The sequence below is a fragment of the Streptomyces sp. SCPE 10 genome, from assembly GCF_051980735.1.
Lineage (GTDB): Bacteria > Actinomycetota > Actinomycetes > Streptomycetales > Streptomycetaceae > Streptomyces > Streptomyces misionensis.
In genome coordinates this window covers 2,491,034-2,515,402 of record NZ_CP197069.1, presented here as the reverse complement: position 1 = coordinate 2,515,402, position 24,369 = coordinate 2,491,034, and the positions used below count along the sequence as shown (strand labels likewise).

23 protein-coding genes and 1 tRNA gene are annotated in these 24,369 nt (G+C 71.7%); 16 read left to right on the top strand and 8 right to left on the bottom strand.

All coding sequences use genetic code 11. From position 1 onward, the window contains the following. Nucleotides 1-80 precede the first annotated feature (80 nt). From ACSP97_RS11860 to ACSP97_RS11835, 6 genes are all read left to right on the top strand, one after another. Nucleotides 81-518: a DUF3052 domain-containing protein gene (locus ACSP97_RS11860; RefSeq protein WP_070027621.1), complete on the top strand. Its 438-nt coding sequence runs from the start codon at nucleotides 81-83 to the stop codon at nucleotides 516-518. A gap of 120 nt (nucleotides 519-638) precedes the next feature. Then, nucleotides 639-1,097 (top strand): peroxiredoxin, encoded by a 459-nt coding sequence (locus ACSP97_RS11855; RefSeq protein WP_440557429.1) that lies wholly within the window; start codon nucleotides 639-641, stop codon nucleotides 1,095-1,097. 140 nt (nucleotides 1,098-1,237) lie between these two features. Then, on the top strand, nucleotides 1,238-1,813 hold the full coding sequence (locus ACSP97_RS11850) for a TerD family protein (RefSeq protein WP_355144352.1): 576 nt from the start codon (nucleotides 1,238-1,240) through the stop codon (nucleotides 1,811-1,813). Nucleotides 1,814-1,912: 99 nt separating this feature from the next. After that, nucleotides 1,913-2,491: a TerD family protein gene (locus tag ACSP97_RS11845; protein WP_355144350.1), complete on the top strand. Its 579-nt coding sequence runs from the start codon at nucleotides 1,913-1,915 to the stop codon at nucleotides 2,489-2,491. A gap of 63 nt (nucleotides 2,492-2,554) precedes the next feature. After that, nucleotides 2,555-3,694, top strand: a complete 1,140-nt coding sequence (locus tag ACSP97_RS11840; protein WP_355323826.1) for a DUF475 domain-containing protein — start codon at nucleotides 2,555-2,557, stop codon at nucleotides 3,692-3,694. Between the two features lie 88 nt (nucleotides 3,695-3,782). After that, nucleotides 3,783-4,508, top strand: a complete 726-nt coding sequence (locus tag ACSP97_RS11835) for a TerD family protein (RefSeq protein WP_355144346.1) — start codon at nucleotides 3,783-3,785, stop codon at nucleotides 4,506-4,508. A gap of 15 nt (nucleotides 4,509-4,523) precedes the next feature. On the opposite strand, the gene ACSP97_RS11830 is transcribed toward ACSP97_RS11835, so the two are convergent. Then, nucleotides 4,524-5,261, bottom strand: a complete 738-nt coding sequence (locus ACSP97_RS11830) for a TerD family protein (RefSeq protein WP_355323823.1) — start codon at nucleotides 5,259-5,261, stop codon at nucleotides 4,524-4,526. A 178-nt stretch (nucleotides 5,262-5,439) separates the two neighbouring features. Here ACSP97_RS11830 and ACSP97_RS11825 point away from each other — a divergent pair, with 178 nt between their 5' ends. From ACSP97_RS11825 to ACSP97_RS11815, 3 genes are read left to right on the top strand one after another with little or no spacing between them, the layout of a single operon-like run. Continuing rightward, complete coding sequence (locus ACSP97_RS11825) at nucleotides 5,440-6,606, top strand: HpcH/HpaI aldolase/citrate lyase family protein (RefSeq protein WP_440557427.1); 1,167 nt, start codon at nucleotides 5,440-5,442, stop codon at nucleotides 6,604-6,606. Nucleotides 6,607-6,622: 16 nt separating this feature from the next. Further along, complete coding sequence (locus ACSP97_RS11820; protein WP_358303377.1) at nucleotides 6,623-9,082, top strand: phosphoribosyltransferase; 2,460 nt, start codon at nucleotides 6,623-6,625, stop codon at nucleotides 9,080-9,082. Next, on the top strand, nucleotides 9,082-9,897 hold the full coding sequence (locus tag ACSP97_RS11815; RefSeq protein ID WP_388310436.1) for an HAD family hydrolase: 816 nt from the start codon (nucleotides 9,082-9,084) through the stop codon (nucleotides 9,895-9,897). Before ACSP97_RS11820 ends, ACSP97_RS11815 begins: the two co-directional genes overlap by 1 nt. Before the next feature lie 42 nt (nucleotides 9,898-9,939). Here ACSP97_RS11815 and ACSP97_RS11810 read toward each other — a convergent pair whose 3' ends face one another. Beyond that, entirely contained in the window at nucleotides 9,940-10,149 is a 210-nt protein-coding gene (locus ACSP97_RS11810; protein ID WP_440557425.1) for an FmdB family zinc ribbon protein, read from the bottom strand. Nucleotides 10,150-10,319: 170 nt separating this feature from the next. Between ACSP97_RS11810 and ACSP97_RS11805 the strand changes: the two genes are divergently transcribed. The 3 genes from ACSP97_RS11805 (at nucleotide 10,320) to ACSP97_RS11795 (ending at nucleotide 15,224) form a co-directional block, all read left to right on the top strand. Continuing rightward, the gene (locus ACSP97_RS11805) at nucleotides 10,320-12,524 is read left to right on the top strand and encodes a transglycosylase domain-containing protein (protein ID WP_440558407.1); all 2,205 of its coding nucleotides are present in this window, start codon (nucleotides 10,320-10,322) and stop codon (nucleotides 12,522-12,524) included. 48 nt (nucleotides 12,525-12,572) lie between these two features. After that, on the top strand, nucleotides 12,573-13,868 hold the full coding sequence (locus ACSP97_RS11800; RefSeq protein ID WP_355144334.1) for a hypothetical protein: 1,296 nt from the start codon (nucleotides 12,573-12,575) through the stop codon (nucleotides 13,866-13,868). A gap of 174 nt (nucleotides 13,869-14,042) precedes the next feature. Continuing rightward, on the top strand, nucleotides 14,043-15,224 hold the full coding sequence (locus ACSP97_RS11795; protein WP_440558405.1) for an amidase domain-containing protein: 1,182 nt from the start codon (nucleotides 14,043-14,045) through the stop codon (nucleotides 15,222-15,224). 64 nt (nucleotides 15,225-15,288) lie between these two features. On the opposite strand, the gene ACSP97_RS11790 is transcribed toward ACSP97_RS11795, so the two are convergent. Both ACSP97_RS11790 and ACSP97_RS11785 read right to left on the bottom strand, forming a co-directional pair. Beyond that, complete coding sequence (locus ACSP97_RS11790) at nucleotides 15,289-15,900, bottom strand: DUF4383 domain-containing protein (protein WP_355528377.1); 612 nt, start codon at nucleotides 15,898-15,900, stop codon at nucleotides 15,289-15,291. A gap of 110 nt (nucleotides 15,901-16,010) precedes the next feature. Next, nucleotides 16,011-17,438, bottom strand: coding sequence for a hypothetical protein (locus ACSP97_RS11785; RefSeq protein WP_440557422.1), 1,428 nt, complete (start codon nucleotides 17,436-17,438; stop codon nucleotides 16,011-16,013). A gap of 385 nt (nucleotides 17,439-17,823) precedes the next feature. Here ACSP97_RS11785 and ACSP97_RS11780 point away from each other — a divergent pair. After that, nucleotides 17,824-17,895 (top strand) — tRNA-Val (locus ACSP97_RS11780). A 45-nt stretch (nucleotides 17,896-17,940) separates the two neighbouring features. Here ACSP97_RS11780 and ACSP97_RS11775 read toward each other — a convergent pair. The 3 genes from ACSP97_RS11775 to helR form a co-directional block, all read right to left on the bottom strand. Beyond that, nucleotides 17,941-18,681, bottom strand: coding sequence for a lysoplasmalogenase family protein (locus ACSP97_RS11775; RefSeq protein ID WP_440557420.1), 741 nt, complete (start codon nucleotides 18,679-18,681; stop codon nucleotides 17,941-17,943). Between the two features lie 54 nt (nucleotides 18,682-18,735). Beyond that, nucleotides 18,736-19,080, bottom strand: coding sequence for a hypothetical protein (locus ACSP97_RS11770; RefSeq protein ID WP_355323796.1), 345 nt, complete (start codon nucleotides 19,078-19,080; stop codon nucleotides 18,736-18,738). A 68-nt stretch (nucleotides 19,081-19,148) separates the two neighbouring features. Continuing rightward, nucleotides 19,149-21,293, bottom strand: coding sequence for an RNA polymerase recycling motor ATPase HelR (gene helR / locus ACSP97_RS11765; RefSeq protein ID WP_440557418.1), 2,145 nt, complete (start codon nucleotides 21,291-21,293; stop codon nucleotides 19,149-19,151). 387 nt (nucleotides 21,294-21,680) lie between these two features. On the opposite strand from helR, the gene ACSP97_RS11760 reads away from it, so the two are divergent. The 3 genes from ACSP97_RS11760 (at nucleotide 21,681) to ACSP97_RS11750 (ending at nucleotide 23,422) form a co-directional block, all read left to right on the top strand. Further along, the gene (locus ACSP97_RS11760) at nucleotides 21,681-21,935 is read left to right on the top strand and encodes a DUF2277 domain-containing protein (protein WP_358271425.1); all 255 of its coding nucleotides are present in this window, start codon (nucleotides 21,681-21,683) and stop codon (nucleotides 21,933-21,935) included. Between the two features lie 275 nt (nucleotides 21,936-22,210). Beyond that, a complete protein-coding gene (locus tag ACSP97_RS11755) occupies nucleotides 22,211-22,669 on the top strand; it encodes a DoxX family protein (RefSeq protein ID WP_355144318.1) in 459 nt (152 codons plus the stop codon). Between the two features lie 138 nt (nucleotides 22,670-22,807). Further along, on the top strand, nucleotides 22,808-23,422 hold the full coding sequence (locus ACSP97_RS11750; RefSeq protein ID WP_355323787.1) for a DedA family protein: 615 nt from the start codon (nucleotides 22,808-22,810) through the stop codon (nucleotides 23,420-23,422). Nucleotides 23,423-23,507: 85 nt separating this feature from the next. Here ACSP97_RS11750 and ACSP97_RS11745 read toward each other — a convergent pair whose 3' ends face one another. Beyond that, nucleotides 23,508-24,152 (bottom strand): HNH endonuclease family protein, encoded by a 645-nt coding sequence (locus tag ACSP97_RS11745; RefSeq protein ID WP_355323784.1) that lies wholly within the window; start codon nucleotides 24,150-24,152, stop codon nucleotides 23,508-23,510. Nucleotides 24,153-24,369: the final 217 nt, after the last annotated feature.

The window sequence follows — 24,369 nt, the reverse complement described above, 5'->3', positions numbered from 1 at the left end:
CCGCCCGTGTGGACTACGGCCAATGCTTCGCGCACGCGCGTGGCTGAGATACTCACCAAGACATGATCAGGAGGCACCCCGTGAGCGCGACCGCGGACCACGCGGAGGAGCGGACGAACCCTGCCGCCAGGCTGGGGTTCCAGCCCGGGCAGGTGGTCCAGGAGATCGGCTACGACGACGACGTCGACCAGGAACTCCGCGAGTCCATCGAGGAAGCCATCGAGGGCGACCTGATGGACGAGGAATACGACGACGTGGCCGACGCCGTTGTGCTGTGGTTCCGTGATGACGACGGCGACCTGACGGATGCGCTGGTGGATGCCACCACGTACATCGAGGAGGGCGGCGCGATTCTGCTCCTCACGCCGAAGACGGGTCGTGACGGGTACGTGGAGCCGAGCGACATCCAGGACGCCGCCACGACGGCCGGGCTGACCGCGGCCAAGAGCGTGAGCGTCGGCAAGGACTGGAGCGGCAACCGGCTGGCCACGCCGAAGGCGGCCAAGTCGAAGCGGTGACCGCCGCCCGGGCGGGCCGGATCCCACCGGCCCGCCCGGAACCCCGGTGATCGCTGCGTAGGGTGGATCCGAGCGTTTGCTGTGCTCTCACCCGAACAGCCCACCGAAGGGAAGCACGACATGGCGATCCAGGTCGGCGACAAGGCGCCCGATTTCGAGCTCAAGGACAACCACGGCCGCACCGTGCGGCTCGCCGACTTCCGCGGCGAGAAGAACGTGGTCCTGCTCTTCTACCCCTTCGCCTTCACCGGCGTGTGCACCGGCGAGCTGTGCGCGCTGCGCGACAACCTGCCGAAGTTCACCGACCGCGACACCCAGCTGCTCGCCGTCTCCAACGACTCCATCCACAGCCTGCGCGTCTTCGCCGAGCAGGAGGGTCTGGAGTACCCGCTGCTCAGCGACTTCTGGCCGCACGGCAACGTCTCGCGCGTCTACGGCGTCTTCGACGAGGACAAGGGCTGCGCGGTGCGGGGCACCTTCGTCATCGACAAGGACGGCGTGGTGCGCTGGACGGTGGTCAACGGTCTGCCGGACGCGCGCGACCTGAACGACTACGTGAAGGCGCTCGACACCCTGTAAATCGGCCGGTCGGCCTACATCCGGGAACCTTCGGGTCCAGGGTCTGCGGGGGGCGGGAACCCGTCACTAGGATCGGTTCGTTGATCCCATATCCGAAGCACGACGGGGCTCCCCGCCCCTCGACACCACATGGAGGACTCGTGGGAGTCAGCCTCAGCAAGGGCGGCAACGTCTCGCTGACCAAGGAGGCCCCGGGCCTGACCGCCGTCATCGTCGGTCTGGGCTGGGACGTGCGGACCACGACCGGCACCGACTTCGACCTCGACGCGAGCGCGCTGCTGCTGAACACCTCCGGCAAGGTCGTCAGCGACCAGCATTTCGTCTTCTTCAACAACCTCAAGAGCCCCGACGGCTCCGTGGAGCACACCGGCGACAACCTCACCGGTGAGGGCGAGGGCGACGACGAGGCCATCAAGGTCGACCTCGCCGCGGTCCCGGCCGACGTGGACAAGATCGTCTTTCCGGTGTCGATCTACGACGCCGAGAACCGCCAGCAGTCCTTCGGCCAGGTCCGCAACGCCTTCATCCGCGTCGTCAACCAGGCCAACCGGCAGGAGATCGCCCGCTACGACCTCAGCGAGGACGCCTCCACCGAGACCGCCATGGTCTTCGGCGAGCTGTACCGCAACGGCGCCGAGTGGAAGTTCCGTGCCATCGGCCAGGGCTACGCCTCCGGCCTGCGCGGCATCGCCCAGGACTTCGGCGTCAACGTCTGACGCCCGCGGTCGCGGCACTCCGTCCGGCGCCGAGCCGTTTACGGCCGGCGCCGGACGCGCAGGACAACAGGGAAGCACCGTCAGGGGAGGACCAGCATCATGGGCGTCACGCTCGCCAAGGGAGGCAACGTCTCCCTCTCCAAGGCCGCACCGAACCTCACCAACGTCATGGTCGGGCTCGGCTGGGACGCGCGGTCCACCACCGGCGCCCCCTTCGACCTGGACGCCAGCGCGCTGCTGTGCGGTGCGGGCAACCGGGTGCTGGGCGACGAGTGGTTCGTGTTCTACAACCAGCTCACGAGCCCCGACGGCTCCGTGGAGCACACCGGCGACAACCTCACCGGTGAGGGCGAGGGCGACGACGAGTCCATCCTGGTGGACCTCGCCAAGGTGCCGCCCCAGTGCGAGAAGATCATCTTCCCCGTCTCCATCCACCTGGCCGACGAGCGCGGGCAGACCTTCGGCCAGGTCTCCAACGCCTTCATCCGCGTGGTCAACCAGTCCGACGGCCAGGAACTCGCCCGCTACGACCTCAGCGAGGACGCCTCCACCGAGACCGCCATGATCTTCGGCGAACTCTACCGCTACCAGGGTGAGTGGAAGTTCCGTGCGGTGGGCCAGGGGTACGCGTCCGGATTGCGCGGCATCGCTCTAGACTTCGGAGTCAACGTTTCGTAAAGCCGTGCTCGGCGCGGGGGAGACCCTCATGGGAGGCGCCCCCACAACACGATGGGGTAACCAGTGCTTCTGAAAACCTTCGGCTGGTCGTTCGCGGTGACCGCGCTCGGCCTGGTCGCCGCCGTCTTCTACGGGGGCTGGGAGGCCTTCGGGGTCGTGGCGATCCTCGCCGTCCTGGAGATCTCGCTGTCCTTCGACAACGCGGTGGTCAACGCCGGGATCCTGAAGAAGATGAACGCCTTCTGGCAGAAGATCTTCCTCACGGTCGGCGTGCTCATCGCCGTTTTCGGCATGCGACTGGTCTTCCCCGTCGTGATCGTCGCCATCACCGCCAAGCTCAACCCGGTCGACGCGGTCCACCTGGCCTTCGCCGACAAGGACCGCTACCAGCAGCTGGTCACCGACGCCCACCCGGCGATCGCGGCCTTCGGCGGCATGTTCCTGCTGATGATCTTCCTGGACTTCATCTTCGAGGACCGGGACATACAGTGGCTGCGCTGGATCGAGCGGCCCCTGGCCAAGCTCGGCAAGGTCGACATGCTGTCGGTCTGCATCGCCCTGATCGTGCTGCTGATCACCTCCTTCACCTTCGCCACCCAGGCCCACCAGCACGGCGGCATCCACGCCGACAAGGCGCAGACGGTCCTGATCTCCGGCATCGCCGGCCTGATCACCTACATGGTCGTCGGCGGTCTCTCCGGCTTCTTCGAGGAACGCCTGGAGGAAGCGGAGGAGCGCGAGCACGAGGAGGAGGAAGAGGCCGCCCGCACCGGCAAGAAGAAGTCGGCCGTCCTGCTGGCCGGCCAGGCCGCGTTCTTCATGTTCCTCTACCTGGAGGTCCTGGACGCGTCCTTCTCCTTCGACGGCGTGATCGGCGCCTTCGCCATCACCAACGACATCGTGATGATGGCCCTCGGCCTCGGCATCGGCGCCATGTACGTCCGCTCGCTCACCGTCTACCTGGTCCGCCAGGGCACCCTGGACGACTACGTCTACCTGGAGCACGGCGCCCACTACGCGATCGGCGCCCTCGCCCTGATCCTGATGGTGACCATCCAGTACGAGATCAACGAGGTGATCACCGGCCTCGTCGGCGTCATCCTGATCGCCCTGTCCTTCTGGTCCTCCGTGCGCCGCAACCGGGCCCTCGCGGCGGCCGGTGCCGGCAGCGGGGAGAAGGCCGAGGTCTCCTCCGGGGTGTGACACCCTGACCGGTGAGGAACGCTTCGTTCGGGGCGGCGGGCACGGCCGGCCGCCCCGACGGCATGCGGACGACGACCTGGGGGCGGCAATGGGCTTCTTCGACGGGCTGCTGGGCGCACGCGCGGTCGACTTCGACTCGGGCGGCGCCGGCAACGCCATCGAACTCACCAAACGGCACCAGACGGTGTCCCTCAGCAAACAGGGCGCGGCCACCGGCCATCTGCGCGTCAACCTCACCTGGCGGATGCGCAGCTCCGACTTCGGCATGCAGCGGCCCAGCCTGCTGCGCCACCCCCTCAAGGCCCTGAAGCCGCCGGAGATCCAGGGCCACGGGCAGAGCATGGTCGACGTCGACCTCGACCTCGGCTGCCTGTACGAGCTGGCCGACGGCACCAAGGGCGTCGTCCAGCCGCTGGGCGACTACCTGGGCGACGTCAACGCGGCCCCGTACATCAAGATCAGCGGCGACGACCGGTTCGGCTCGGGCTCCGGCGAGACGATGTACATCAACCTCGACCACCGCGAGTCCATCAAACGCGTCCTGGTCTTCGTGTACATCTACGACCAGACCCCCGCGTTCGACCGCACGCACGCCATCGTCACCCTGTACCCCAGCAGCGGCCCCCGCCTGGAGATCAGCCTGGACGAGCGCCACCCCCAGGCCCGCTCCTGCGCCGTCCTGCTCATCGAGAACGTCAAGGGCGAGCTGATGGTGCGCCGCGAGGTCAAGTTCGTCTACGGCTTCCAGGCCGAGCTGGACCGCCTGTACGGGTGGGGCCTGCAATGGGGCCGCGGGTACAAGACCAAGGCGTAGCCCCGGGCGTGCCGATCACCGCCCGATGAACTGCGGCCCCTGCGGCGGCAGCCGGAACCCGGGGTCGGGCGCCGACGGCACCGGCTGCGGATACCCGTACGCGGGCGCGGACGTCGGCTGCGGGTAGCCGTAGGCCGGCTGGGGCGGCACCGCCGTCGCCGGCTGCTCCGGAGGCAGCGGCCGGGACACCGTCGCCGGCTCCTCCGGCTCCGACTCGTCCACCGAGATGCCGAAGTCCGTGGCGAGGCCCTTGAGCCCGTTGGAGTAGCCCTCGCCCAGCGCGCGGAACTTCCAGCCCTCACCGCGCCGGTACAGCTCCCCGCAGATCATCGCGGTCTCCGCGCCGGTCTCCGGCTTGATCTCGAACGTCGCCCACGGCTCACCGTCGGCCACCGCCGCGTCGTACACCAGGATGCTCAGGTCCGGCACCCGGTCGAAGGCGACCCCGTCCGCCGAGGCGACCAGCAGGATCCGCCCGATCTCCGGCTCGACGCCCGCGAGGTCTGTCTGGATCGTGTCGGTGAGGCCCTCGGTGATGCGCTTCTTGCCCAGCCGCCACACCGTTCCCGACGGATGCCGGGGCTGGTTGTAGAAGACGAAGTCCTCGTCCGAGCGCACACGGCCGTCGGGGCCCAGCAGCAGCGCCGAGGCGTCCACGTCCGGGACCGACTGCCCCGGTGTCCAGCGCAGCACGGCGCGCACCGTGGTGGCCTCCAGCGGGACGTTCGAGCCCTTCAGCATCGCGTGCGTCATGCCGTCATCCTGCCCTCTCGGCCCTGGCCACGACAATGCGGGGGGTATCGGCCGCCGACACGGCCGGGTCACCGGAAATTAACGTCCACAGGGAACTCCGGACAGGTGTTCCTACGTACTATTACCGGCCACCTTTTACCGAATCCAGGGGTTCGGCACGCGTCTTCGAGGGAGTCCTATGCGTCATTTCGGGCACGTCGCCCCCGAGGTGCGGCAGCGCCTCTTCCACCGGGAGCCCCGCGCCTTCACCGCGGACTCCCCGGCCCGGCTGCTCGCCACCGCCCTCGGCGCCACCCTCTACAGCCCCGCCACCCGGCCCAGCCTGGCCGACGACATCCTCAAACAGGCGGGCAACGGCGTGGTCTCCATGGTGCTGTGCCTGGAGGACTCCATCGACGACGCGGACGTGCCCGCGGGCGAGGAGAACCTGGTCCGGCAGCTCGCCGACCTCGGCTCCCGGCCCGCCGCCGAGCCCCCGCTGCTGTTCATCCGGGTGCGTGCCCCCGAGCAGATCCCCGACCTCGTGCGCCGCCTCGGCGACTCCGTGCGGCTGCTGTCCGGCTTCGTGCTGCCCAAGTTCACCGAGGAGCGCGGCCTGCCCTTCCTGGAGGCCCTGACCGCCGCCGAGACCCACACCGGCCGCCGCCTGTTCGCCATGCCGGTCCTGGAATCCCCGGAGCTGCTGTACCGCGAGTCGCGCGTGGACACCCTGGAGGGCATCTCCCGCGCCGTCGACAAGTACCGCGACCGGGTCCTCGCGCTCCGCCTCGGCGTCACCGACTTCTGCTCCTCCTACGGGCTGCGCCGCGCCCCCGACATGACCGCCTACGACGTCCAGGTCGTCGCCTCCGTGATCGCCGACGTGGTGAACATGCTGGGCCGCGCCGACGGCACCGGATTCATCGTCACCGGCCCGGTGTGGGAGTACTTCCGCCACTCCGAGCGCATGTTCAAGCCCCAGCTGCGGCAGAGCCCCTTCCTGGAGGTGCAGGCCGTCGAACTGCGCGAGAGGCTGCTGGAGCACGCCATGGACGGGCTGCTGCGGGAGATCTCCCTCGACCAGGCCAACGGCCTGCTCGGCAAGACCTGCATCCACCCCTCCCACGTCCTGCCGGTGCACGCGCTGTCCGTGGTAAGCCACGAGGAGTTCAGCGACGCCCAGGACATACTGCGGCCCGAGCGGGGCGGCGGAGGCGTCCTGCGGTCCGCGTACACGAACAAGATGAACGAGGTGAAACCGCACCGCGCCTGGGCCGAACGGACCCTGCTGCGCGCGGAGGCGTTCGGCGTCGCCCACGAGGACGTCGGCTTCGTGGAACTGCTCGCCGCCGGCATACCCGGCTGACCTCTCCAAGGAACGCATGAACAACGCAGTGAACGACGCGGTCTGGTCCGGCAGTTGGGTCGCCGAGCGGCTCGGGGTCGAGCTCCGCGGCGACGCGGGGCTGCCGGCCCTGCTGGGCCTCGCCCTGCGCCGCAACCCCAAGCGGGCCCACCTGCTGGTCTCCAACGTCCTCGGCAAGCACGTCCCGCAGGCGCCCTCGGTGGTGTACGGCCACGGGGTGCGGCTGGGCCGGCGGGTGGCCGAGCGGCTCGGCGGGGAGGCGGCCCGCGCGGTCGTCCTCGGCTACGCGGAGACCGCGACGGGACTCGGGCACGCCGTGGCCGACGGCCTCGGTACGGCGCCCTACCTCCACTCCACCCGGCGGCCGGTCGCCCGGGTCGCCCCCGCGGGCGGGTTCGAGGAGTCCCACTCCCACGCCACGTCCCACCTGCTGCTGCCGGCGGACCCCGCACTGCTGGCGGGCGAGGGGCCGCTGGTGCTGGTGGACGACGAGTTCTCCACCGGGAACACGGTGGTGAACACCATCCGTGACCTGCACGCGCGACACCCGCGCCGCCGGTACGTGGTGGCCGCGCTCGTGGACATGCGGTCGGCCGAGGACACCGCCCGGATGGCGCGGTTCGCCGAGGAGATCGGGGCACGGGTGGACCTGGTCGCCGCGGCCTCGGGCACGGTGCTCCTCCCGGAAGGCGTACTGGAGAAGGGGCGGGAACTGGTGGCCCGCCACGAGTCCGCCGGACCCCGGCCGCACGCGCGGCCGGCCGCCGCCGCGCGCCGCGCCCCCGTGACGGTGGACCTGGGCTGGCCCGCCGGCCTCCCCGACGGAGGCCGGCACGGGTTCACCCCCGCCCACCGCGCCCGTCTCGAAGCCGCCCTGCCCGCCATGGCCGAGCGGATCGCGCAGGCGCTGCCCGCCGGGGCCCGGCGGGTGCTGGTCCTCGGCTTCGAGGAGCTGATGTACGCCCCGCTGCGGCTCGCCCACCAGCTGGAGCGGACCGTGACGGCCCAGGTGCGGTTCTCGACCACCACGCGCTCGCCCGTGCTCGCGGTGGACGACCCGGGGTACGCCATCCGCAGCCGCCTGGTCTTCCCGGCGCACGACGACCCGGCCGACGGGCCCGGCGAGCGGTACGCCTACAACGTCGCGGGCGGCGGCTTCGACGCCGTCGTCGCGGTGGTCGACTCGGCCGGCGACACCCCCGCGCTGCACGCGCCCGACGGACTGCTGGCACACCTCGCGGCGCAGGTGCCGCACGTACTGCTCGCGGTCGTCCCCTCCTACGTCCCCGCGCCCCCGCGCGCTCCCGAAAGGCCGGCCATGCTGCCCGAGCCCCTCCGCGGCCCCGCGTTCTCCTCGTACGCCCCCGAGGAGGTCGGCTGGCTGCTCCAGGACCTCTCGGACGTCGCCCTGGAGGCGCCGACCGAGGAGCGGGAGGAGGCCGTGCAGAGCGGCGGGGCGCACTACGCCGAGTCGCTGCCCGTGGAGTACCAGCCCAGCGCCCGCTACCAGGAGCTGTTCCACGCGGCCCTGGACGCCTCGGCCGCACGGATCGCCCGGGCCGTCGGCGTGGTGACCGAGACCGTCCTCGGCGAGCGGTCGCCGCGCCCGGTGCTGGTGTCGCTGGCCCGCGCCGGGACCCCGGTCGGCGTGCTGATGCGCCGCTGGGCCGCGTTCCGGCACGGCCTCGAACTCCCGCACTACGCCGTGTCGATCGTGCGCGGGCGGGGCATCGACGCCAACGCGCTGCGCTGGCTGGCCGCCCACCACGACCCCCGGGACGTGGTGTTCGTGGACGGCTGGACCGGCAAGGGCGCCATCACCCGCGAACTCGCCGCGGCCGTCGAGGAGTTCGCCCAGAAGACGGGCGTCACCGGCTTCGACCCGCAGATCGCCGTGCTCGCCGACCCGGGCTCCTGCGTGCGCACCTACGGCACCCGCGAGGACTTCCTCATCCCCTCCGCCTGCCTCAACTCCACCGTCTCCGGACTGATCTCCCGCACGGTCCTGCGCGCCGACCTGGTCGGCCCGGACGACTTCCACGGCGCCAAGTTCTACCGCGAACTCGCCGGCGCCGACGTCTCGGTGGCCTTCCTCGACGCCGTCGCCGCCCGCTTCCCGGAGGTCGCCGACACCGTCGACGAGGCGGTCAAGGAGCTGTCGGCCGAGGACCGCACCCCGACCTGGGCGGGCTGGCGGGCCGTGGAGCGGATCAGCGAGGAGTACGGCATCCACGACGTGAACCTCGTCAAGCCCGGTGTTGGCGAGACCACCCGGGTGCTGCTGCGCCGGGTGCCCTGGAAGATCCTCGCGCGCGAGGGCGCCGGCCGCGACCTGGACCACGTCCGGCTGCTCGCAGGGCAGCGCGGGGTACCGGTCGAGGAGGTCGCCGAACTGCCCTACAGCTGCGTCGGGTTGATCCACCCCAGGTACACGCGCGGGGCCACCGGGGCCGACGGCAGGGCGGTGCGCGTCTGATGCCGGTGCTGGTGGCGAGCGATCTCGACCGTACGCTGATCTACTCCTCGGCGGCCCTCGCGCTGACCATGCCGGACGCGCGGGCCCCCCGGCTGCTGTGCGTCGAGGTGCACGAGGGCAAGCCGCTGTCGTACATGACGGAGACGGCGGCGCGGCTGCTGGGCGACCTCGCGGACACGGCCGTGTTCGTGCCGGCCACGACCCGGACCCGCAAGCAGTACCAGCGCGTCAACCTGCCCGGCCCGCAACCCCGTTACGCGATCTGTGCCAACGGCGGCCATCTGCTGGTCGACGGGGTCACCGACCACGACTGGCACGCCCGGGTGCTGGCCCGGCTCGCCGAGGAGTGCGCGCCGCTGGCGGAGGTCCGGGACCATCTGACGCGCACCGCCGACCCGGTGTGGCTGCGCCGGCAGCGGGTCGCCGAGGACCTGTTCGCCTACCTCGTGGTGGAGCGCGAACTGCTGCCCGAGGAGTGGGTGAAGGAGCTGACGGCCTGGGCGGACGGCCGCGGCTGGACGATCTCCCTCCAGGGCCGCAAGCTCTACGCCGTGCCCGGACCGCTCACCAAGAGCGCCGCGCTGCGCGAGGTGGCCCGCCGTACCGGCGCCGGCCTCACCCTCGCGGCGGGCGACTCCCTGCTGGACGCCGACCTCCTGCTCGCCGCCGACCAGGGCTGGCGCCCGGGCCACGGCGAACTGGCGGACACCGGCTGGTCGGCCCCCGGGATCGGCGCGCTGCCGGAGCGGGGAGTCCTCGCGGGCGAACGAATCCTGGGCGAATTCCTGAGGGCGACGCGCGCCGCGACTTCCTAGACGCGCGCCGCGACTTCCCAGGAGAGACCGGCGCGCGGGCCGTCAGCCGCAGCAGCCGCCGCCGCAGCAGCCCCCGCCCTGGGGCGCCGGGGCCGTGGCGCCCGCGGTACCGCCCACCGCGACCGTGGACAGCAGCTTGACGGTGTCCTCGTGCCCGGCGGGGCACACCGCGGGCGCCGCCGACTCGGACATCGGCCGGCTCAGTTCGAACGTGTCGCCGCAGCTGCGGCAGCGGTACTCGTAGCGAGGCATGAGGTCAGGGTAACCGGGGCGCCGAAGGTGGCGTCTCAATGTTTGATGAGTGTTGGGATACACCCGACACTCGTGCGGAGGAATCGAAAACTTCGCTGATAACTTGTGAACGCCGTTGCGAGGACGCTCAGCTCACCGCGCGAGCAAGAGCGAGTGCGGAGGGGAGACGCATAGTGACCGATGCGTCGCAGGGGGAGGGCCGTTCCACGAGGGGCGGCGGCGATGAGCAGCCGCTCGACTCCGACAGGACCCTGCATCTGAGAGTGGAGGGCCTGCGGGCCGACGAGACCATGCAGTTGCGCGTGCCCGCGCCGCCCGAGCCGCCCCCGGCGGGCGGCCGGGCCGAGCGCCGGCGCAGCACCCGGCCCTCGGGGAAGAAACGCGTCGAAGGCGCGGCCGTCCGCGCGCTGGGGCCGCTCGCCCCGTACGCGCGCCGGCTCGCGCCCTACGCGCGCCGCCTCAAGCCGGCCTATCCGCGCCCCGGCCGGAGCGGCTGGCGGCGCTGGGTGCCCTCCTGGCGGCAGTGGCTGGGCGGCGTCCTGGCCTCGTTCGGCCTGCTCGGCGCCTTCCTGGTGACCGCGTACGCGGTCACCGACATACCCACCGACCTGAACACGTACGCGACCCAGCAGGACAACGTCTACTTCTGGTCCGACGGCACCCCGATGGCCCGCACCGGATGGGTGCAGCGCCAGGCGATGCCGCTGAAGGACATACCCCCGGACGTCCGCTGGGCGGTCCTCGCGGCGGAGAACGAGACCTTCTACTCGGACCCCGGCATCTCCGTGAAGGGCATCAGCCGGGCGCTGTTCCGCACCGTGGGCGAGGGGGACACCCAGGGCGGCTCCACCATCACCCAGCAGTACGTCAAGAACGTCTACCTCAACCAGAACCAGACGGTCAGCCGCAAGTTCACCGAGGCGATGATCTCCCTCAAGCTCGACAACAAGATGAGCAAGGACAAGATCCTCGAGGGCTACCTCAACACCAGCTGGTTCGGCCGCGGCACCTACGGCATCCAGCGCGCCGCCCAGGCCTACTACGGCAAGGACGTCAGCGAACTCAACGTCTCCGAGGCCGCGATGCTCGCCGGGCTGCTCAAGGGCGCCGGGCTGTTCGACCCCACCCTGAGCAAGGCCAACCACCAGCGGGCCGAGGAGCGCTGGTCCTGGATCCTCGACCGCATGGTCAAGATCCACAAACTGTCGCCGCAGGAGCGCGCCAAGTACACGACGTTCCCCGAGCCGCTGAAGTCCAACCCGCTGTACAACACCGGCGAGCAGAGCGACTACCTGGTGGAGCTGGCGTCCCAGTACGCCAAGAAGGCCGCCCACCTGACCGACCAGCAGTACGACCTGGGCGGCTACCAGATCTACACCACGTTCGACCGCAAGCGGGAGAACGCGCTCACCGGCGCCGTCACCAAGGCCCGCCAGCAGGCGAAGCAGGACAACCCCGTCGCCGCGAAGAACGGCCACTACGGCGCCGCCTCCGTCGCCACCGACGGCCGGATCCTCGCGGTCTACGGCGGCCCCGACCACCGCACCCAGGGCTACAACGAGTCCAACGCGACCACCGTCCCGGCCGGTTCCGCCTTCCTGCCCTTCGTGTACGCCGCCGGGCTCGAACACGGCGTCCACAAGACGCGCGGCGGGCCCGCCACCCCCGTCACCCCGGACAGCGTCTACGACGGCGACGACGGCGTCCCCGTGACCACCCCCGAGGGCCCCTACTGGGACCGCAGCGGCAAGAAGGTCGCCGCGCACAACGACGGCAACAGGTCCTACGGGAAGATCACCCTGCGCGAGGCCCTCGCCAAATCGGTCAACACCCCGTTCATGCAGCTCGGCATGGACACCGGCCTCGCCCAGGTACGGCAGACCGCCCAGGCCGCCGGACTGCTGTCCTCCAGCATCGGCCCCCAGGTGCCCGCCCTCTCCCTCGGCAGCTCCACCCCCAGCGCCATCCGGATGGCCAGCGGATACGCCACCTTCGCCGCCGACGGCACCCACACGGAGCCCTACTCGGTCAGCCGCATCACCCGCAACGGCGCCCCCGTCGCCCTCGCCACCCCGCGCCCGACCCGAGCGGTCGAGCCCCAGGTGGCCAAGGACGTCGACCAGGCCCTCACCGACTCCTTCCGCGCGGCCCACCCGGACGTGACCGAGCCGGGCCTGTCGGGGAAGGCCGGCACCGCCGACAAGGACACCGCCGCCTGGTACGCCGGCACGGACGACTCCGTGTCGACGGCGGTCGTCGTCTACCGCATCGACCTGGCGAAGTCCCTGGAGCCACTGCCGCTGAAGGGCCTCGCGGGCAGCTCGCCGGACAACGTGCCCTACCGCCTCTGGTCGGCCGCCATGGGTCTGGACTGACCGCCCGGACCCCCGACCCCCCTCGCCCACACGGAGATTGAGCCGCGCATGTCCCGCAAGAAGTCACCGAAAGGCCGGCGTCGCGCCCCCGGCCGCCGCCGCGTCCCCGCCGCCACCCGCCCGCAGGTCATCACCCTCGCCGCCCTCCTCGTCGTGGCCTCCCTGGTGGCCGGCTACCTCGCCCTGAGCCGCCCGGACGACACCACGCCGACCGCCGCCTCCGGCAAGGGCGCGGGCACCGCCGTCCCCAAGCCCTCCGCCACCCCGAAGTGGGACGGCAAGACACACGTCCTCGGCGACGGCTCCACCTCCTACACCGGCCCGCAGAAAGGCACGTTGAAGCCCGTGCCGCTCAAGCCCGGTGAGAAGCCGCCCCAGTTCGTCGTCTTCTCCTGGGACGGCGCCCTGGAGGGCGACGACCACCTCTTCTCGCACTACCGGGAGATGGCCAAGGAGTACAACGCCCACATGACCTTCTTCCTCACCGGCATCTACCTGCTGCCCAAGAGCAAGAAGGACCTCTACCACGGGCCGATGCACCAGCCCGGCGACGCCGCCATCGACTACCCCACCGACGAGCACATCCGCACCACCCTGGAACAGCTCCGCCTCGCCTACGAGCAGGGCAACGACATCGGCACCCACTTCAACGGCCACTTCTGCGAGGCGAAGGGCGGCGGCGACTGGAGTGTCGACCAGTGGAAGAGCGAGATCGACCAGTTCTACTCCTTCGTGGAGAACTGGAAGACCAACACCGGCTACAAGGACATCCCGCCGCTGCCCTTCGACTTCAAGCAGGAGGTCGCCGGCGGCCGCGCGCCCTGCCTGGAGGGCCAGCCCAACCTCCTGAAGGCCATCAAGAGTTACGGCTGGCGCTACGACGCCAGCTCCCCGGGCGACTTCCAGATATGGCCCACCAAGAAGAACGGCGTCTGGGACTTCCCGCTGCAGATGCTCCCGTACGAGAACGGCAAGTTCCAGGGCCTGTCCATGGACTTCAACTTCCTCTACAACCAGTCCGGCGGCGAGACCGACGGCGACCCCGCCAAGTACCCGCAGTGGCTCCAGCAGACCGTCGACTCCTACATGGCCGGCTTCAACCGCGTCTACTACGGCAGCCGCGCCCCGCTGTTCATCGGCAACCACTTCGAGCACTGGAACGGCAGCATCTACATGAAGGCCATCGACCAGATCATCCCGAAGATCTGCACCAAAAAGGGCGTCAAGTGCGTGTCCTTCAAGGAGCTCGCCGACTGGATGGACGTCCAGAAACCGTCCACCCTCGCCGCGCTGCGCACCCTCGACCCCGCCCAGTCCCCGGACTGGTCCACGGTCGTCAAGTGACGTAAACGCAGGCCAGGTTCCGCTTGTGCAACCCCCTTCACATCCGCCGCGCGCGGCATGCGAAGATGCCCCATCCCGGTAGGTCTACCGGAACAGAGGGGAACATCATTGAAGTCGAGAAAACTGAGCCGTAAGCGGCGTCGGGCCACCGTCGTCGGCGCCTCGGCCGCCGCCGTGGTCGCCGGCGTGGCGCTCATACCCAACTGGAGCGCGGGCGCGGCCGTCACCGACGACCCGACCGTGGACGCGTCCACCAAGGCGACCTTCCAGAAGCTCGCCGACGCGGTCTTCACCGACCGCACCCAGGCCCTGGTGGACGGCTCCACCAGCGCCCACACCCACCACACCGCGGGCTTCTCCGGGTCCGTGCGCCTCTCCGGCGGCCAGACCCGCGAGCAGTCCTCCGCCCTCGGCAAGCTGCGCGCCCGCAAGACCCTCCTCGCCAAGCTGGGCGAGAAGTACAGCGCCGGCGACACCAAGGTGACGCTCGACGCCACCGAGGTGCACGGCCGCAGCGCCAAGGTCGCCGTCACCGAAACCACGACGCTGACCTACAAGAAGGGCACCGTCCCGGCCAAGGGCCCGAAGACCACCGGGTTCCAGGCCCACCACGAGCTGACCTTCAAGGCCGGCCGGCACGGCGACTGGCAGCTCACCGGCATCCACGACACCGACGACGGCTACCTCGCCGTCAACCAGGTCGAACCGCCGGCCACCTCGTCGACGCCGACCACGCCGCCCACCGGCGGCACCTCGCCGTCGCCGACCGCGACGCCCACCGGCACCCCGTCGTCGCCCTCCGACGACGGCCCGCCGGACGCGCCCCGCGCGGCCACCAGCTACCCCGCGCCGGCCAACCCCAAGCAGCTCACCGGGGGCGCCTACGACTACAAGGCGATGGTCGCCTACGCGCAGAAGTACTGGAACCACTACAACCCGGACTACCCCGACTACAACGGTGCGGGCGCCGGCGGAGACTGCACCAACTTCGTCAGCCAGGTGCTGAAGGCCGGCGGCTGGAAGCACGTCCCCGGCTACACCGACGACTACACCAAGTGGTTCGGCAACGCCGACATCCAGTCCGACTCCTTCGTCGGCGTCAACGAGTTCTCCTGGTTCGCGCTGTCCTCCAAGCGCGTCACCCCGCTCGCCAACGTCTACCAGGCGGACCTCGGCGACGTGATCCAGATGGACTTCGACCGGGACGGGTCCAAGGACCACTCCATGGTCGTCACCTACCGCGACGGCTCCGGCGTGCCCTACGTGACCTACCACTCCACCAACACCTACAACAGGTCGGTGGCCAGCCTGGTCGCGTCGTACCCGACCGCGTACTTCTACGCCTACCGCACCTGATCGGAACGGCCGCCCGGGGCGCCGGCACGGGCACCCCGGGCGGCCGGACGGGCCGTGGCGCGGGCTACACCGACCCGCGCGGATCGTTCCCCGTGTCCCGCGCGTCCTTCGCGCCGGGCCACGGCATGGTCACCGGCGGCGTCCCGGTCTCGTGTTCCCGCCCCGGGGGCTCACCGCCCTCCGGGTGCCGGGCCCGCCAGTACGGATTGTCGTGCGGCAGCGCGTGACCGACCCGCCCGTACATGCCGAAGGTCATCAGCAGCAGCCCCACCACGAAGCTGAACAGCACGTTCTGGATCCGGAACGCGAGGAAGTTCTGCGGCGTGTCCAGCAGGGCCAGGAACAGGAACCCGTTCAGCAGGAACAGGATGCCCAGCACCATGTTCAGCGTGGACGCGATGTTCCCGCCGATCACCATGCCGACCAGCAGCAGCGCCCCGATGCAGATCGACAGCACGCTCAGGGTGCCGTTGGTGTTCAGCCCGGCGACCGTGGCGCCGCCGATGTCGAAGAAGCCGATGTGGTTGATCAGGCCCAGAACGCCGAAGACGACGAGGAACGCGCCGATCAGCCCCGCGCCGATCCGGTACACCAGGTTCAGCCGGTGATCGGTCGGCAGATGCTGATCGAACTGGATCCGCCGCTTCTGCCTCGTGTGCACTGCGTGTGTGGCCATATCCGCCCCCTTAGGCGCTAGCGGAGGCCATTCATCCCAAAACGGTCCATATCAATATCCGCCCGATCCGGGTCCCCCGGCAACACATCGCCACGCCACCGGCCCCGCTCTCAGTGCGCGATCCCCCCACGCTCCTCGCGGATGCTGGCCACCACCCGCGCGACCGTCTGCCGCACCGCGTCCGCCTCCGTGAGGAAGTGCCAGTAGTCCGGATGCCGACCGCCCTCCAGCGTGCCGATCGCCCGCTCCAGCCGGGCCACCGCCTCGTCCAGCGGCCGCGCATGGCGCGGATCCGGCGTCGTACGGCCCGACATCGCCAGCCGCTGCGCGTCCCGGATCGCGAACCGGGTCTTCTCGATCTCCGCCTGCGGATCCTTCTGCACCGCGTTCAGCCTGGTCAGCCGGTCACCGGCGGCCGAGACGGCGTCATCGGTCGCGTTCAGCAGCGCCCGCACCGTGGACAGCAGCGAGGTGGCGTCCGCCCAGCGCTGGGCGTCCCGCGCCGACTGCGCCTCCCGCAGCTTCCGCTCCGCCTGCCCCACGTTCTCCACCGCCTGCGCCGGCACCTGCTGAAGGTCCTGCCAGCACGCCGCCGAGAACCGCCGCCGCAACTCGCTGAGCACCGGCTCGACCTGCCCCGCACGCGTGGTCAGCGCCTGGGCCCGGGTCCGCAGCGACACCAGCCGGTGATCGATCTCGGCCGCCTGCCGCGGCAACCGCTCGGCCTCGGCCCGGATCGCCCCGGCCTCCCGCTGCACCCGCTCGGCCCGCTCCACCGTCTGCCGCACACCGTGCCGGCCCGCGCCCTCGTTCAGCTTGGTCAGCTCCGGCGCCAGCGCGGCCAGCCGCCCCGCCAGGTCGTCGGCGCGCAGCCCCTGCTCCCGGACGCCGTCCAACGCGTCGCTCGCCGCCAGCAACGCCTGCCGGGCCCGCTCCACGGCCGGTGCCACCCGCGCCAGCTGCGTCTCCGCCGAGCCCAGCAGCGGACCGAGCGAGGCACCGAACCGGTCCAGCTCCTGCTTGACCTGCACGAGTTCGTCCCGCGCCGCCGTCAGCTCACCGCGCGCCCGCGCCGCCGCCCCGGCCTCCAGATCCGCCCGGTCCAGGTCGTGCGCGTCCACCGCCTGGATGTACCGCCGGCTGACCTCGTCGATCCGCGCGCCCAGCGCCTCGAAGTCCGAGACCGCGCGCCGGGCCGCGGGCGTGTCGTCCACCGCCGTGATCGTCTCGACGGAGATCCGCAGGTCCCGCTGCGCGGTGTCCAGCTCGTAGAACGCGGCCGCCGCCGCGTCCTTCGCCGCCTGCGCCTCCGCCCGCTGACTCTCCGCCCGGCCACCGAACCAGCGCCGGGTACCGCCCCCGGCGAACGCCCCCGGCAACGCGAGCGCGACCAGTACCGGCAGACCCATCAGCGCGAGCGTGTCCCGCAGGGCCGCGCCCCCACGCGCGCCCCCGCCCGGCCCCCGTGTGCGCCGGGTCCGCGCGAGGGACGACGGCGGGTACGGCTGTGTCACTGGCGTGCCCGGTCTCGCCGTCACATCCCTCTCCCGTGCTGTGGTCCGCTGGGGGTGCCATTCTCCCACCCGGTACGGACGAAAACACGGGCCGGTCGGTTCGCGGTGCGCACCGTGACCTTCCCGTCGGCGGAGCCCGCGGTCACCCGGCGCGCGCCGGCGGAGTCCCGGGGCACGGACACCTGCACGCCCCCGTCGCGCGACGCCGCCTCGACGCGGTATCCGGCGCGGGGCGGCACGATCGCCGGATTCCCGTCGTCGCTGCCGGTGTCCACGCCGTCCGGTCACGGACCCGTCGAACCACCGCGCCACCGCGACGTCCCGCCCCTGGTTTCCGCCCGTTCGGGTTTGCCGTGCACCGCCCGCGGCAAGGTAGGCTGTCGACTCGACCTGGGCGGCGCCCGGGCGCGGGTGCGTAGCTCAGGGGTAGAGCGCCTGCCTTACAAGCAGGATGTCGGCGGTTCGAAACCGTCCGCGCCCACCGGAGAAGCAGAGCCCCCGGCCGTATGGTCGGGGGCTTTCTGGTTCAGGCCGGTCGGGCGGCCGGCAGCCGGGGGGTGAAGGCGGTGGCCAGGAGGGTCAGGGCCGAGGCGTAGGTCAGCATGACCAGGATGCCCCGGCCGGGGAAGTCGAGGCCGGCGGCGCCGAGGCCCACCAGGGAGTCGGAGGCGACGAAGACGAGGCCGCCCCACAGGGCCCGCGGGCCGAGGACGCGGGCGGTCAGGGCCATGGTGAGCAGGGCCAGGGCGTAGAGGGCGACCGCGCAGCCCAGGGCCGGGCCGAGGGCCGGGGCGAGGGCGGCGACGGCGCCGGCCCAGACGACGAGGTGCGCGGCGCAGACGAGGCGGCGGGGCCGCAGATGGCCGAGGGCGCCGGCCCGGAGGAACGCCGAAATCCAGCAGAGCTGGGCGCCCAGGAAGAACGCGAGGCCGGTGGCGAAGGCCGCGGTGCCGGGCAGCAGCAGGGCCACGTCCCCGGCGGCGGCGAGGACGAGACCCGCCAGGACCGGGGTGTGCCGGGTGCCGGTGCGCCGCCACAGGTGCAGGGCGAGGACGGGGGCCAGCAGGGGTTTCGCGACCCACTCCAGGGCCGGCCGCCCCGCCGCCACGCCGGCGATGTCCGCGGCGGCCAGGGCGGCGAAGAGCAGGAGCAGCGGCACTGCCGCCGGTCCCGCGGACCGCCCGCCCGCCGCCGGCGCTGTCCCGGGGGAACTCCCGTGGTGCGGCGGGGTGTTGACCGCCTCGCTCGATATCCGTCCCTCAGCCATGGCGATCAGGGTGGGACTGCCGGGGGCAGTGGTCAACTGGTTGGACCAGATCGGTTACGACTGCTCCCCGGCCGGCTCCTCGTGGACGTGCTTCAGTTCGCTGCGGGCCCGCACGCGCTGGTCGGCCGCGACCTCGGCCCAGAAGCGGTGGGTGCTGATGAAGACCGCGAGTTCGTGCTCACGGCGGCGGAGCTTCTCCACCTCGGCCTGTTCGTCGGCCGTCCAGCCCGGGGAGGCGGGGCGCTCCACCTTGCGCCAGCCGTTGTCGTCGCTGAAGCCGTCCATCGGCTCGACCGACCAGGGAAGCCGCCTGAGCAGGGCCGACAGCTCGGCCCGGACCTGATGCAGCTCCTCCTGACCGGCGAGGAGGTCACTGGGGAATTCATAGGTCGTAGCCACACGGCAATGCTACGCCTGTTCGATTTACGGTCGCGAGCTCGGCCGTGAGGTTCAGCCGAACGGGCGTTTCAGGCGGTGGTGAGGACCACCAGTTGCCGGGTCGCCCGCGTCATGGCCACATAACGGTCCACCGCGCCCTCGATCCCCTCGCCGAACCGCTCCGGGTCGACCAGGACGACCAGGTCGAACTCCAGCCCCTTCACGAGCCCGGGGGGCAGGGAGCGGACCCGGGGTGTCCGGGGCCGGTAGGCGGGGGCGCCGATCACGCAGGCGGTGCCCTCCGGGTGGCCGGCCTGCCAGGTGTCGAGGATCGCGTCCAGGTCGGATGCGGGGCCGCGGAGCACCGGCAGCCCGTTGCCGCGGATCGAGGTCGGCACGTTGGCGTCCGGGAGCGCGGCCCGGACGACCGGCTCGGCCTCCGCCATGATCTCCCGTGGTGTGCGGTAGTTGACCGTCAGGGCGGTCAGCTGGATCCGGTCGAAGCCGACCCGCTCCAGCCGTTCCCGCCAGGACTCCGTGAACCCGTGCCGGGCCTGCGCGCGGTCCCCGACGATGGTGAAGCTGCGCGACGGGCACCTCGACAGCAGCATCTGCCACTCGGCGTCGGTCAGTTCCTGCGCCTCGTCCACCACGATGTGCGCGAACGGCCCCGCCAGCGCGTCCGGTTCGAGGGCCGGCACGGCCGACTCGTCGACCAGCGCGTCCCGCAGGTCCTGTCCGCGCAGCATGGTCACCGCGCCCTCCCCGTCGTCGTCCGCCGCCAGCACGTTGTCGATCACGTCGGCCATGCGGGCGCGCTGCGCGGCGACGGCCGCCTTGCGCCGCCGTTCGCGCACCGCCGCCCGGGGGTCGCCGAGCCGTTGCCGCGCGGCGTCCAGGAAGGGCAGGTCGGACACCGTCCACGCCCGGGGGTCCGGGCGCCGCAGCCGTCGTACCTCCTCGGGGGTGAGCCAGGGCGCGCACAGCCGCAGGTACGCGGGTACCGTCCACAGGTCTCCGACCAGGTCGGCCGCCTCCAGCAGGGGCCAGGCGCGGTCGAAGGCGGCGCGCAGTTCCCGGTCGCCCTCCAGTGACCGGCGCAGCGTCTGCGCGGGGGCCTCGCCGTCGTGTGCGCCGGTCAGGACGTCGAGCAGTTCCTCCCAGACCTGCTCGCGCGCCTCGTTGTGCGGGGTGCCCGGTTCCGCCGCGTCGAACGCCGTTTCCCAGTCGGCGGCGGTCACGACGAGGTCGCCCCAGTGGGTGGTGACGGTCAGCGGCTCGGTGGGCGGCTCCTCGTAGAAGCGCACGGCCCGTTCGATCGCCCCGACCAGCCGTGCGGACGACTTCAGCCGGGCCGTCTCCGGGTCGGTCTCGGGCTGTGCGGCGGCGCCCTCGGTGACGAGGTCGCGCAGGACGCAGGTGCGCACGCCGTCCTCGCCGAGGCTCGGCAGGACGTCGGAGACGTACGCGAGGTAGGGGCGGTGCGGGCCGACGAACAGCACCCCGCCGCGGCGGTGGCCGAGGCGCGGGTCGGAGTGCAGGAGGTAGGCGGAGCGGTGCAGGGCGACGACCGTCTTGCCGGTGCCGGGGCCGCCGTCCACGACGAGGGCGCCGCGCGAGCCGGCCCGGATGATGGCGTCCTGGTCGGCCTGGATGGTGCCGAGCACGTCGCGCATCCGGGGCGAGCGGTTGCCGCCGAGGCTCGCGATGAAGGCGGACTGGTCGTCCAGCGCGGCGTGCCCGGCGAGGGCGTCCGGGACGAAGACCTCGTCCCAGTAGTCGGCGACGCGGCCCTGCGTCCAGCGGTACCGGCGGCGGCTGGCCAGCCCCATGGGGTTGCCGTGGGTGGCGCCGAAGAACGGCCGCGCGGCGGGGGAGCGCCAGTCGAGCAGCAGTCGGCGGCCGGTGCTGTCGGTGAGTCCGAGCCGGCCGATGTAGACCGGCTCGTCGGGGTGGTCCGCGTCGACCATGCGGCCCAGGCACAGGTCGAGGCCGAAGCGGCGCAGGGTGCGCAGCCGTGCGGTCAGGCGGTGCACCTCGGTGTCGCGGTCCAGTGCCTGGCGGCCCAGGCCGCCGGGGGACCTGCGTTCCTTGTCGAGCTGGTCCTCCACCTCGGCGATCGTCTGCTCCAGGCACTCGGCGATCGCCGTGAAGTGGTGCTCGTCGGCGCTGATGAGGGCGGGGTCGGCTTTGGCGGAGAGGCGGGCGGGGAGGGCGAAGGCGGAGGTGGGCAAGGGGCTCCGATCAGGAGGGCGCGGTGGTCGGGGTGGGGGTGGAGGTCGCCGGTCGGCGGGGTCGTGGGGGCGGGCCCCGCCCCGGGCGGTGGGGCGGGCGTGTTCGGGTGGCGGGGTCTGTCCCGTCGGCGGGCGTGCCCGGTGTGGGGGGTGTGTCCCGTCGGCGGGGCGTGCCCGCCGCGGCGGGAGCGTGCCGGCACGGGGCCTGGCCCCGTCCCGGCGGATTTCCAGGTCAGGCGGGAGATTCTGCGGCATCCGGGGGGCCTTGCCGCAAGGCCCCCCGTGCGCTATACGTTGAGAGTGGCAAGGAGTCCTTTGGGCTTCCTTGCCTTTGCTTTTGTCTCCCGCCTCTCTCGCCCCTCGCGCCCTGCGCGTGACACTGAGGGCATGTGCCGGAGCATCAAGACCCTGCGTCCGCCCGTGCTGCCCGGCGAGGCCACGGAGGAGGACATCCGCGCCGCCGCGTTGCAGTACGTGCGCAAGATCTCGGGCTTCCGCGCGCCCGCCGCCCACAACCGCGAGGTCTTCGACGCCGCCGTGGACGCCGTCGCGCGTGCCACGGCCGAACTGCTGGCCGGGCTGGAGGTGCGGGGGCGGGCCGCCCGCAAGGAACCGTTCACACGGACACCGGCTCGCTCGTAACACGGCGCCCGTAACGTCCGGCACGCGGTGCCACGCGCCCGGGCCAAGGAGGGATCCGGCCATGTTCCGGAACGCCGGCGCGAGGGCGCGCGTGGCCCTACATGCAGTCGGGTCAGGGCGAGGGCCCGCTACCTGGAGTGGGACTTTGGCCAAAACTTGAAGTTGCAAGTACTACTAAAGGTCACCTAACCTAGGCCTCTCGTTCGGTACCGCCGCCCCCACCGGCCCGTCCGTCCCCGACGGGCTCGCTCGCCACCGAAAGGGAGAAACTCCCCATGCTCTCCGCTCGCCTCCATTCCGCGCAGCCCTATGCCCTCGGGCTCTTCCGCGTCGTCGTCGGCCTGCTCTTCACCGCGCACGGCGCCGCCTCGCTCTTCGGCGTCCTCGGCGGCGCCATGGGCACCAACGGCGGCACCATCGCGGCCGGCACCTGGCCGGGCTGGTACGCGGCCGTGATCCAGCTGGTCGCCGGCGCCCTGGTGCTGATCGGCCTCGGCACCAGGGGTGCCGCGCTGATCGCCTCCGGCTCGATGGCCTTCGCGTACTTCGACATCCACCAGCAGCACGCGCTGTGGCCCATCCAGAACGGCGGCGAGCCCGCGGTCATGTTCTGCTGGGCGTTCCTGCTGCTGGTCTTCACCGGCTCCGGCGCCTTCGGCGTCGACCGGCTCCTGGTCCGGCGCACGGCGGACCAGGGCGAGGCCGTCGCGGAGCAGGCCCCGATAGCCGCCTGACCGCCGCACCCGTACGGCACCCCTCCCACCTGGGCACGGGGTGCCGTACGGCCCGCTCGGCGCGGCCCCCGCGCACCTCCCTGTCACACCCCCGGCGTACGCTGTACGGCTGTTATCGGGGGAGTATCAGGAGAAAACGTGTTCGAGAGTGTGGGGTCGCTGGCGGCCGGGCCCTGGATCTATACCGCGGTGGCCGTGTCCGTGCTGCTGGACGTGTTCCTGCCGGTGCTGCCGAGCGGTGTGCTCGTCATCACGGCGGGCACCGCGGCGGCCGCGGGCTCGGGCGCGGCGACCGGCCGGGTCCCGCACGGCGTGCCGGGCATCCCGGCCCTCATACTCTGCGCCGCCACCGCCTCGCTCCTCGGCGACCTGGTGGCCTACCGGCTGGCCTGGCGGGGCGGGGAGCGCCTCGACCGGGCGATAGCCCGCTCCCGGCGGCTGACCACCGCGCAGGAGCGTCTCGGTGACGCGCTGGCCCGGGGCGGCGGCGCGCTGGTCGTGCTCGCCCGCTTCGCCCCCGCGGGGCGCTCGGTTGTCTCCTTCTGCGCCGGCGCCGCCCACCGCCGGGCCCGCGACTTCCTGCCCTGGTCCGCGCTGGCGGGCCTGTCCTGGGCCGCCTACAGCGTGGCCCTCGGCTACTACGGCGCCCGCTGGCTCGGCGCCACCTGGCTGGCGACCGGCGTGTCCCTGGCCGCGCTGTTCGGGGCGGGTGCGGCGGCGGGCTTCCTGATGCGGCGGCGCCCCGCCTCCTGAGGACGCCGAGGACGCCGAGGATGCGACGGCGAGGCGGGGTCCGGCCGGAACGCTCCGGCCGGGCCCCGCCGCTTTTCCGGGTCCCTCAGCAGCTCGCCAGGTAGTTCTGGAGCGCGCTCTTCTCGGCCGAGTCGACCGACAGGTCGTAGTAGTACTTCACCTGGACCCAGGCGCGCACATAGGTGCAGACATAGGCGGAGCGGGACGGGACCCAGGTGGCCGGGTCCTGGTCGCCTTTGGACTGGTTGACGTTGTCGGTGACCGCGAGCAGCTGGGGGCGGGTGACGTCGTTGGCGAACGCCTGCCGCTGGGCCGTCGTCCACTTGCCCGCGCCCGAGTCCCAGGCCTCGGCGAGCGGCACGAGATGGTCGATGTCGACGTCGGAGGCGGCGGTCCAGGTCGCGCCGTCGTACGGCGAGTACCAGCTGCCGCTGGTGGCCTTGCAGGCGGAGTCGGTGACGACGTTGGTGCCGTCCCGCTTGAGGATCCACTCGCGGGTGTCGCAGGTGCCCTCGATGGTGATCCAGGTCGGGAACTTGTCGCGGCTGTAGCCGGTGCGGTTCTCGGTGGCGACGGTCAGCTGGGAGAGGTAGCTGCGGGCGGTGGCGGCGCTCACCGGTGTGGGCAGGGCGGCGGAGGCGGCGGGGGAGTTGAACAGCGCGGCGGTGGCGATCATGCCGGTGAGCCCGGCGAGCAGGCTCAGGCGTCGACGCGCGTAGAACTTGGGCATGGAAGAACTCCCTTGCGGGGGTGGGGTGTTGGGCCACGAGTCAGGGAATGCTCGCGGTGTGGTCTTGCCGGAGGGTGAGCGCCCGGTAAGAAGTTAGTGACGTGATCATGTCAACGCAAGGTTCAATGGTGGACTTTGCCGTCCCGTATCATCGGAGGCGCAGAAGGGGAGTAGCTCTTCGCCGGACCGTCGACATACTGCTCAGCCAGCCTGAGCC

Coding starts and splice junctions, on each gene's coding strand:
- ACSP97_RS11760 (WP_358271425.1), top strand. CDS start 21,681: ATGTGCCGGAGCATCAAGACCCTGCGTCCGCCCGTGCTGCCCGGCGAG.
- ACSP97_RS11810 (WP_440557425.1), bottom strand. CDS start 10,149: ATGCCTCGCTACGAGTACCGCTGCCGCAGCTGCGGCGACACGTTCGAA.
- ACSP97_RS11835 (WP_355144346.1), top strand. CDS start 3,783: ATGGGCTTCTTCGACGGGCTGCTGGGCGCACGCGCGGTCGACTTCGAC.
- ACSP97_RS11830 (WP_355323823.1), bottom strand. CDS start 5,261: ATGACGCACGCGATGCTGAAGGGCTCGAACGTCCCGCTGGAGGCCACC.
- ACSP97_RS11845 (WP_355144350.1), top strand. CDS start 1,913: ATGGGCGTCACGCTCGCCAAGGGAGGCAACGTCTCCCTCTCCAAGGCC.
- ACSP97_RS11815 (WP_388310436.1), top strand. CDS start 9,082: ATGCCGGTGCTGGTGGCGAGCGATCTCGACCGTACGCTGATCTACTCC.
- ACSP97_RS11820 (WP_358303377.1), top strand. CDS start 6,623: ATGAACAACGCAGTGAACGACGCGGTCTGGTCCGGCAGTTGGGTCGCC.
- ACSP97_RS11775 (WP_440557420.1), bottom strand. CDS start 18,681: ATGGCTGAGGGACGGATATCGAGCGAGGCGGTCAACACCCCGCCGCAC.
- ACSP97_RS11790 (WP_355528377.1), bottom strand. CDS start 15,900: ATGGCCACACACGCAGTGCACACGAGGCAGAAGCGGCGGATCCAGTTC.
- ACSP97_RS11855 (WP_440557429.1), top strand. CDS start 639: ATGGCGATCCAGGTCGGCGACAAGGCGCCCGATTTCGAGCTCAAGGAC.
- ACSP97_RS11825 (WP_440557427.1), top strand. CDS start 5,440: ATGCGTCATTTCGGGCACGTCGCCCCCGAGGTGCGGCAGCGCCTCTTC.
- ACSP97_RS11755 (WP_355144318.1), top strand. CDS start 22,211: ATGCTCTCCGCTCGCCTCCATTCCGCGCAGCCCTATGCCCTCGGGCTC.
- ACSP97_RS11745 (WP_355323784.1), bottom strand. CDS start 24,152: ATGCCCAAGTTCTACGCGCGTCGACGCCTGAGCCTGCTCGCCGGGCTC.
- ACSP97_RS11800 (WP_355144334.1), top strand. CDS start 12,573: ATGTCCCGCAAGAAGTCACCGAAAGGCCGGCGTCGCGCCCCCGGCCGC.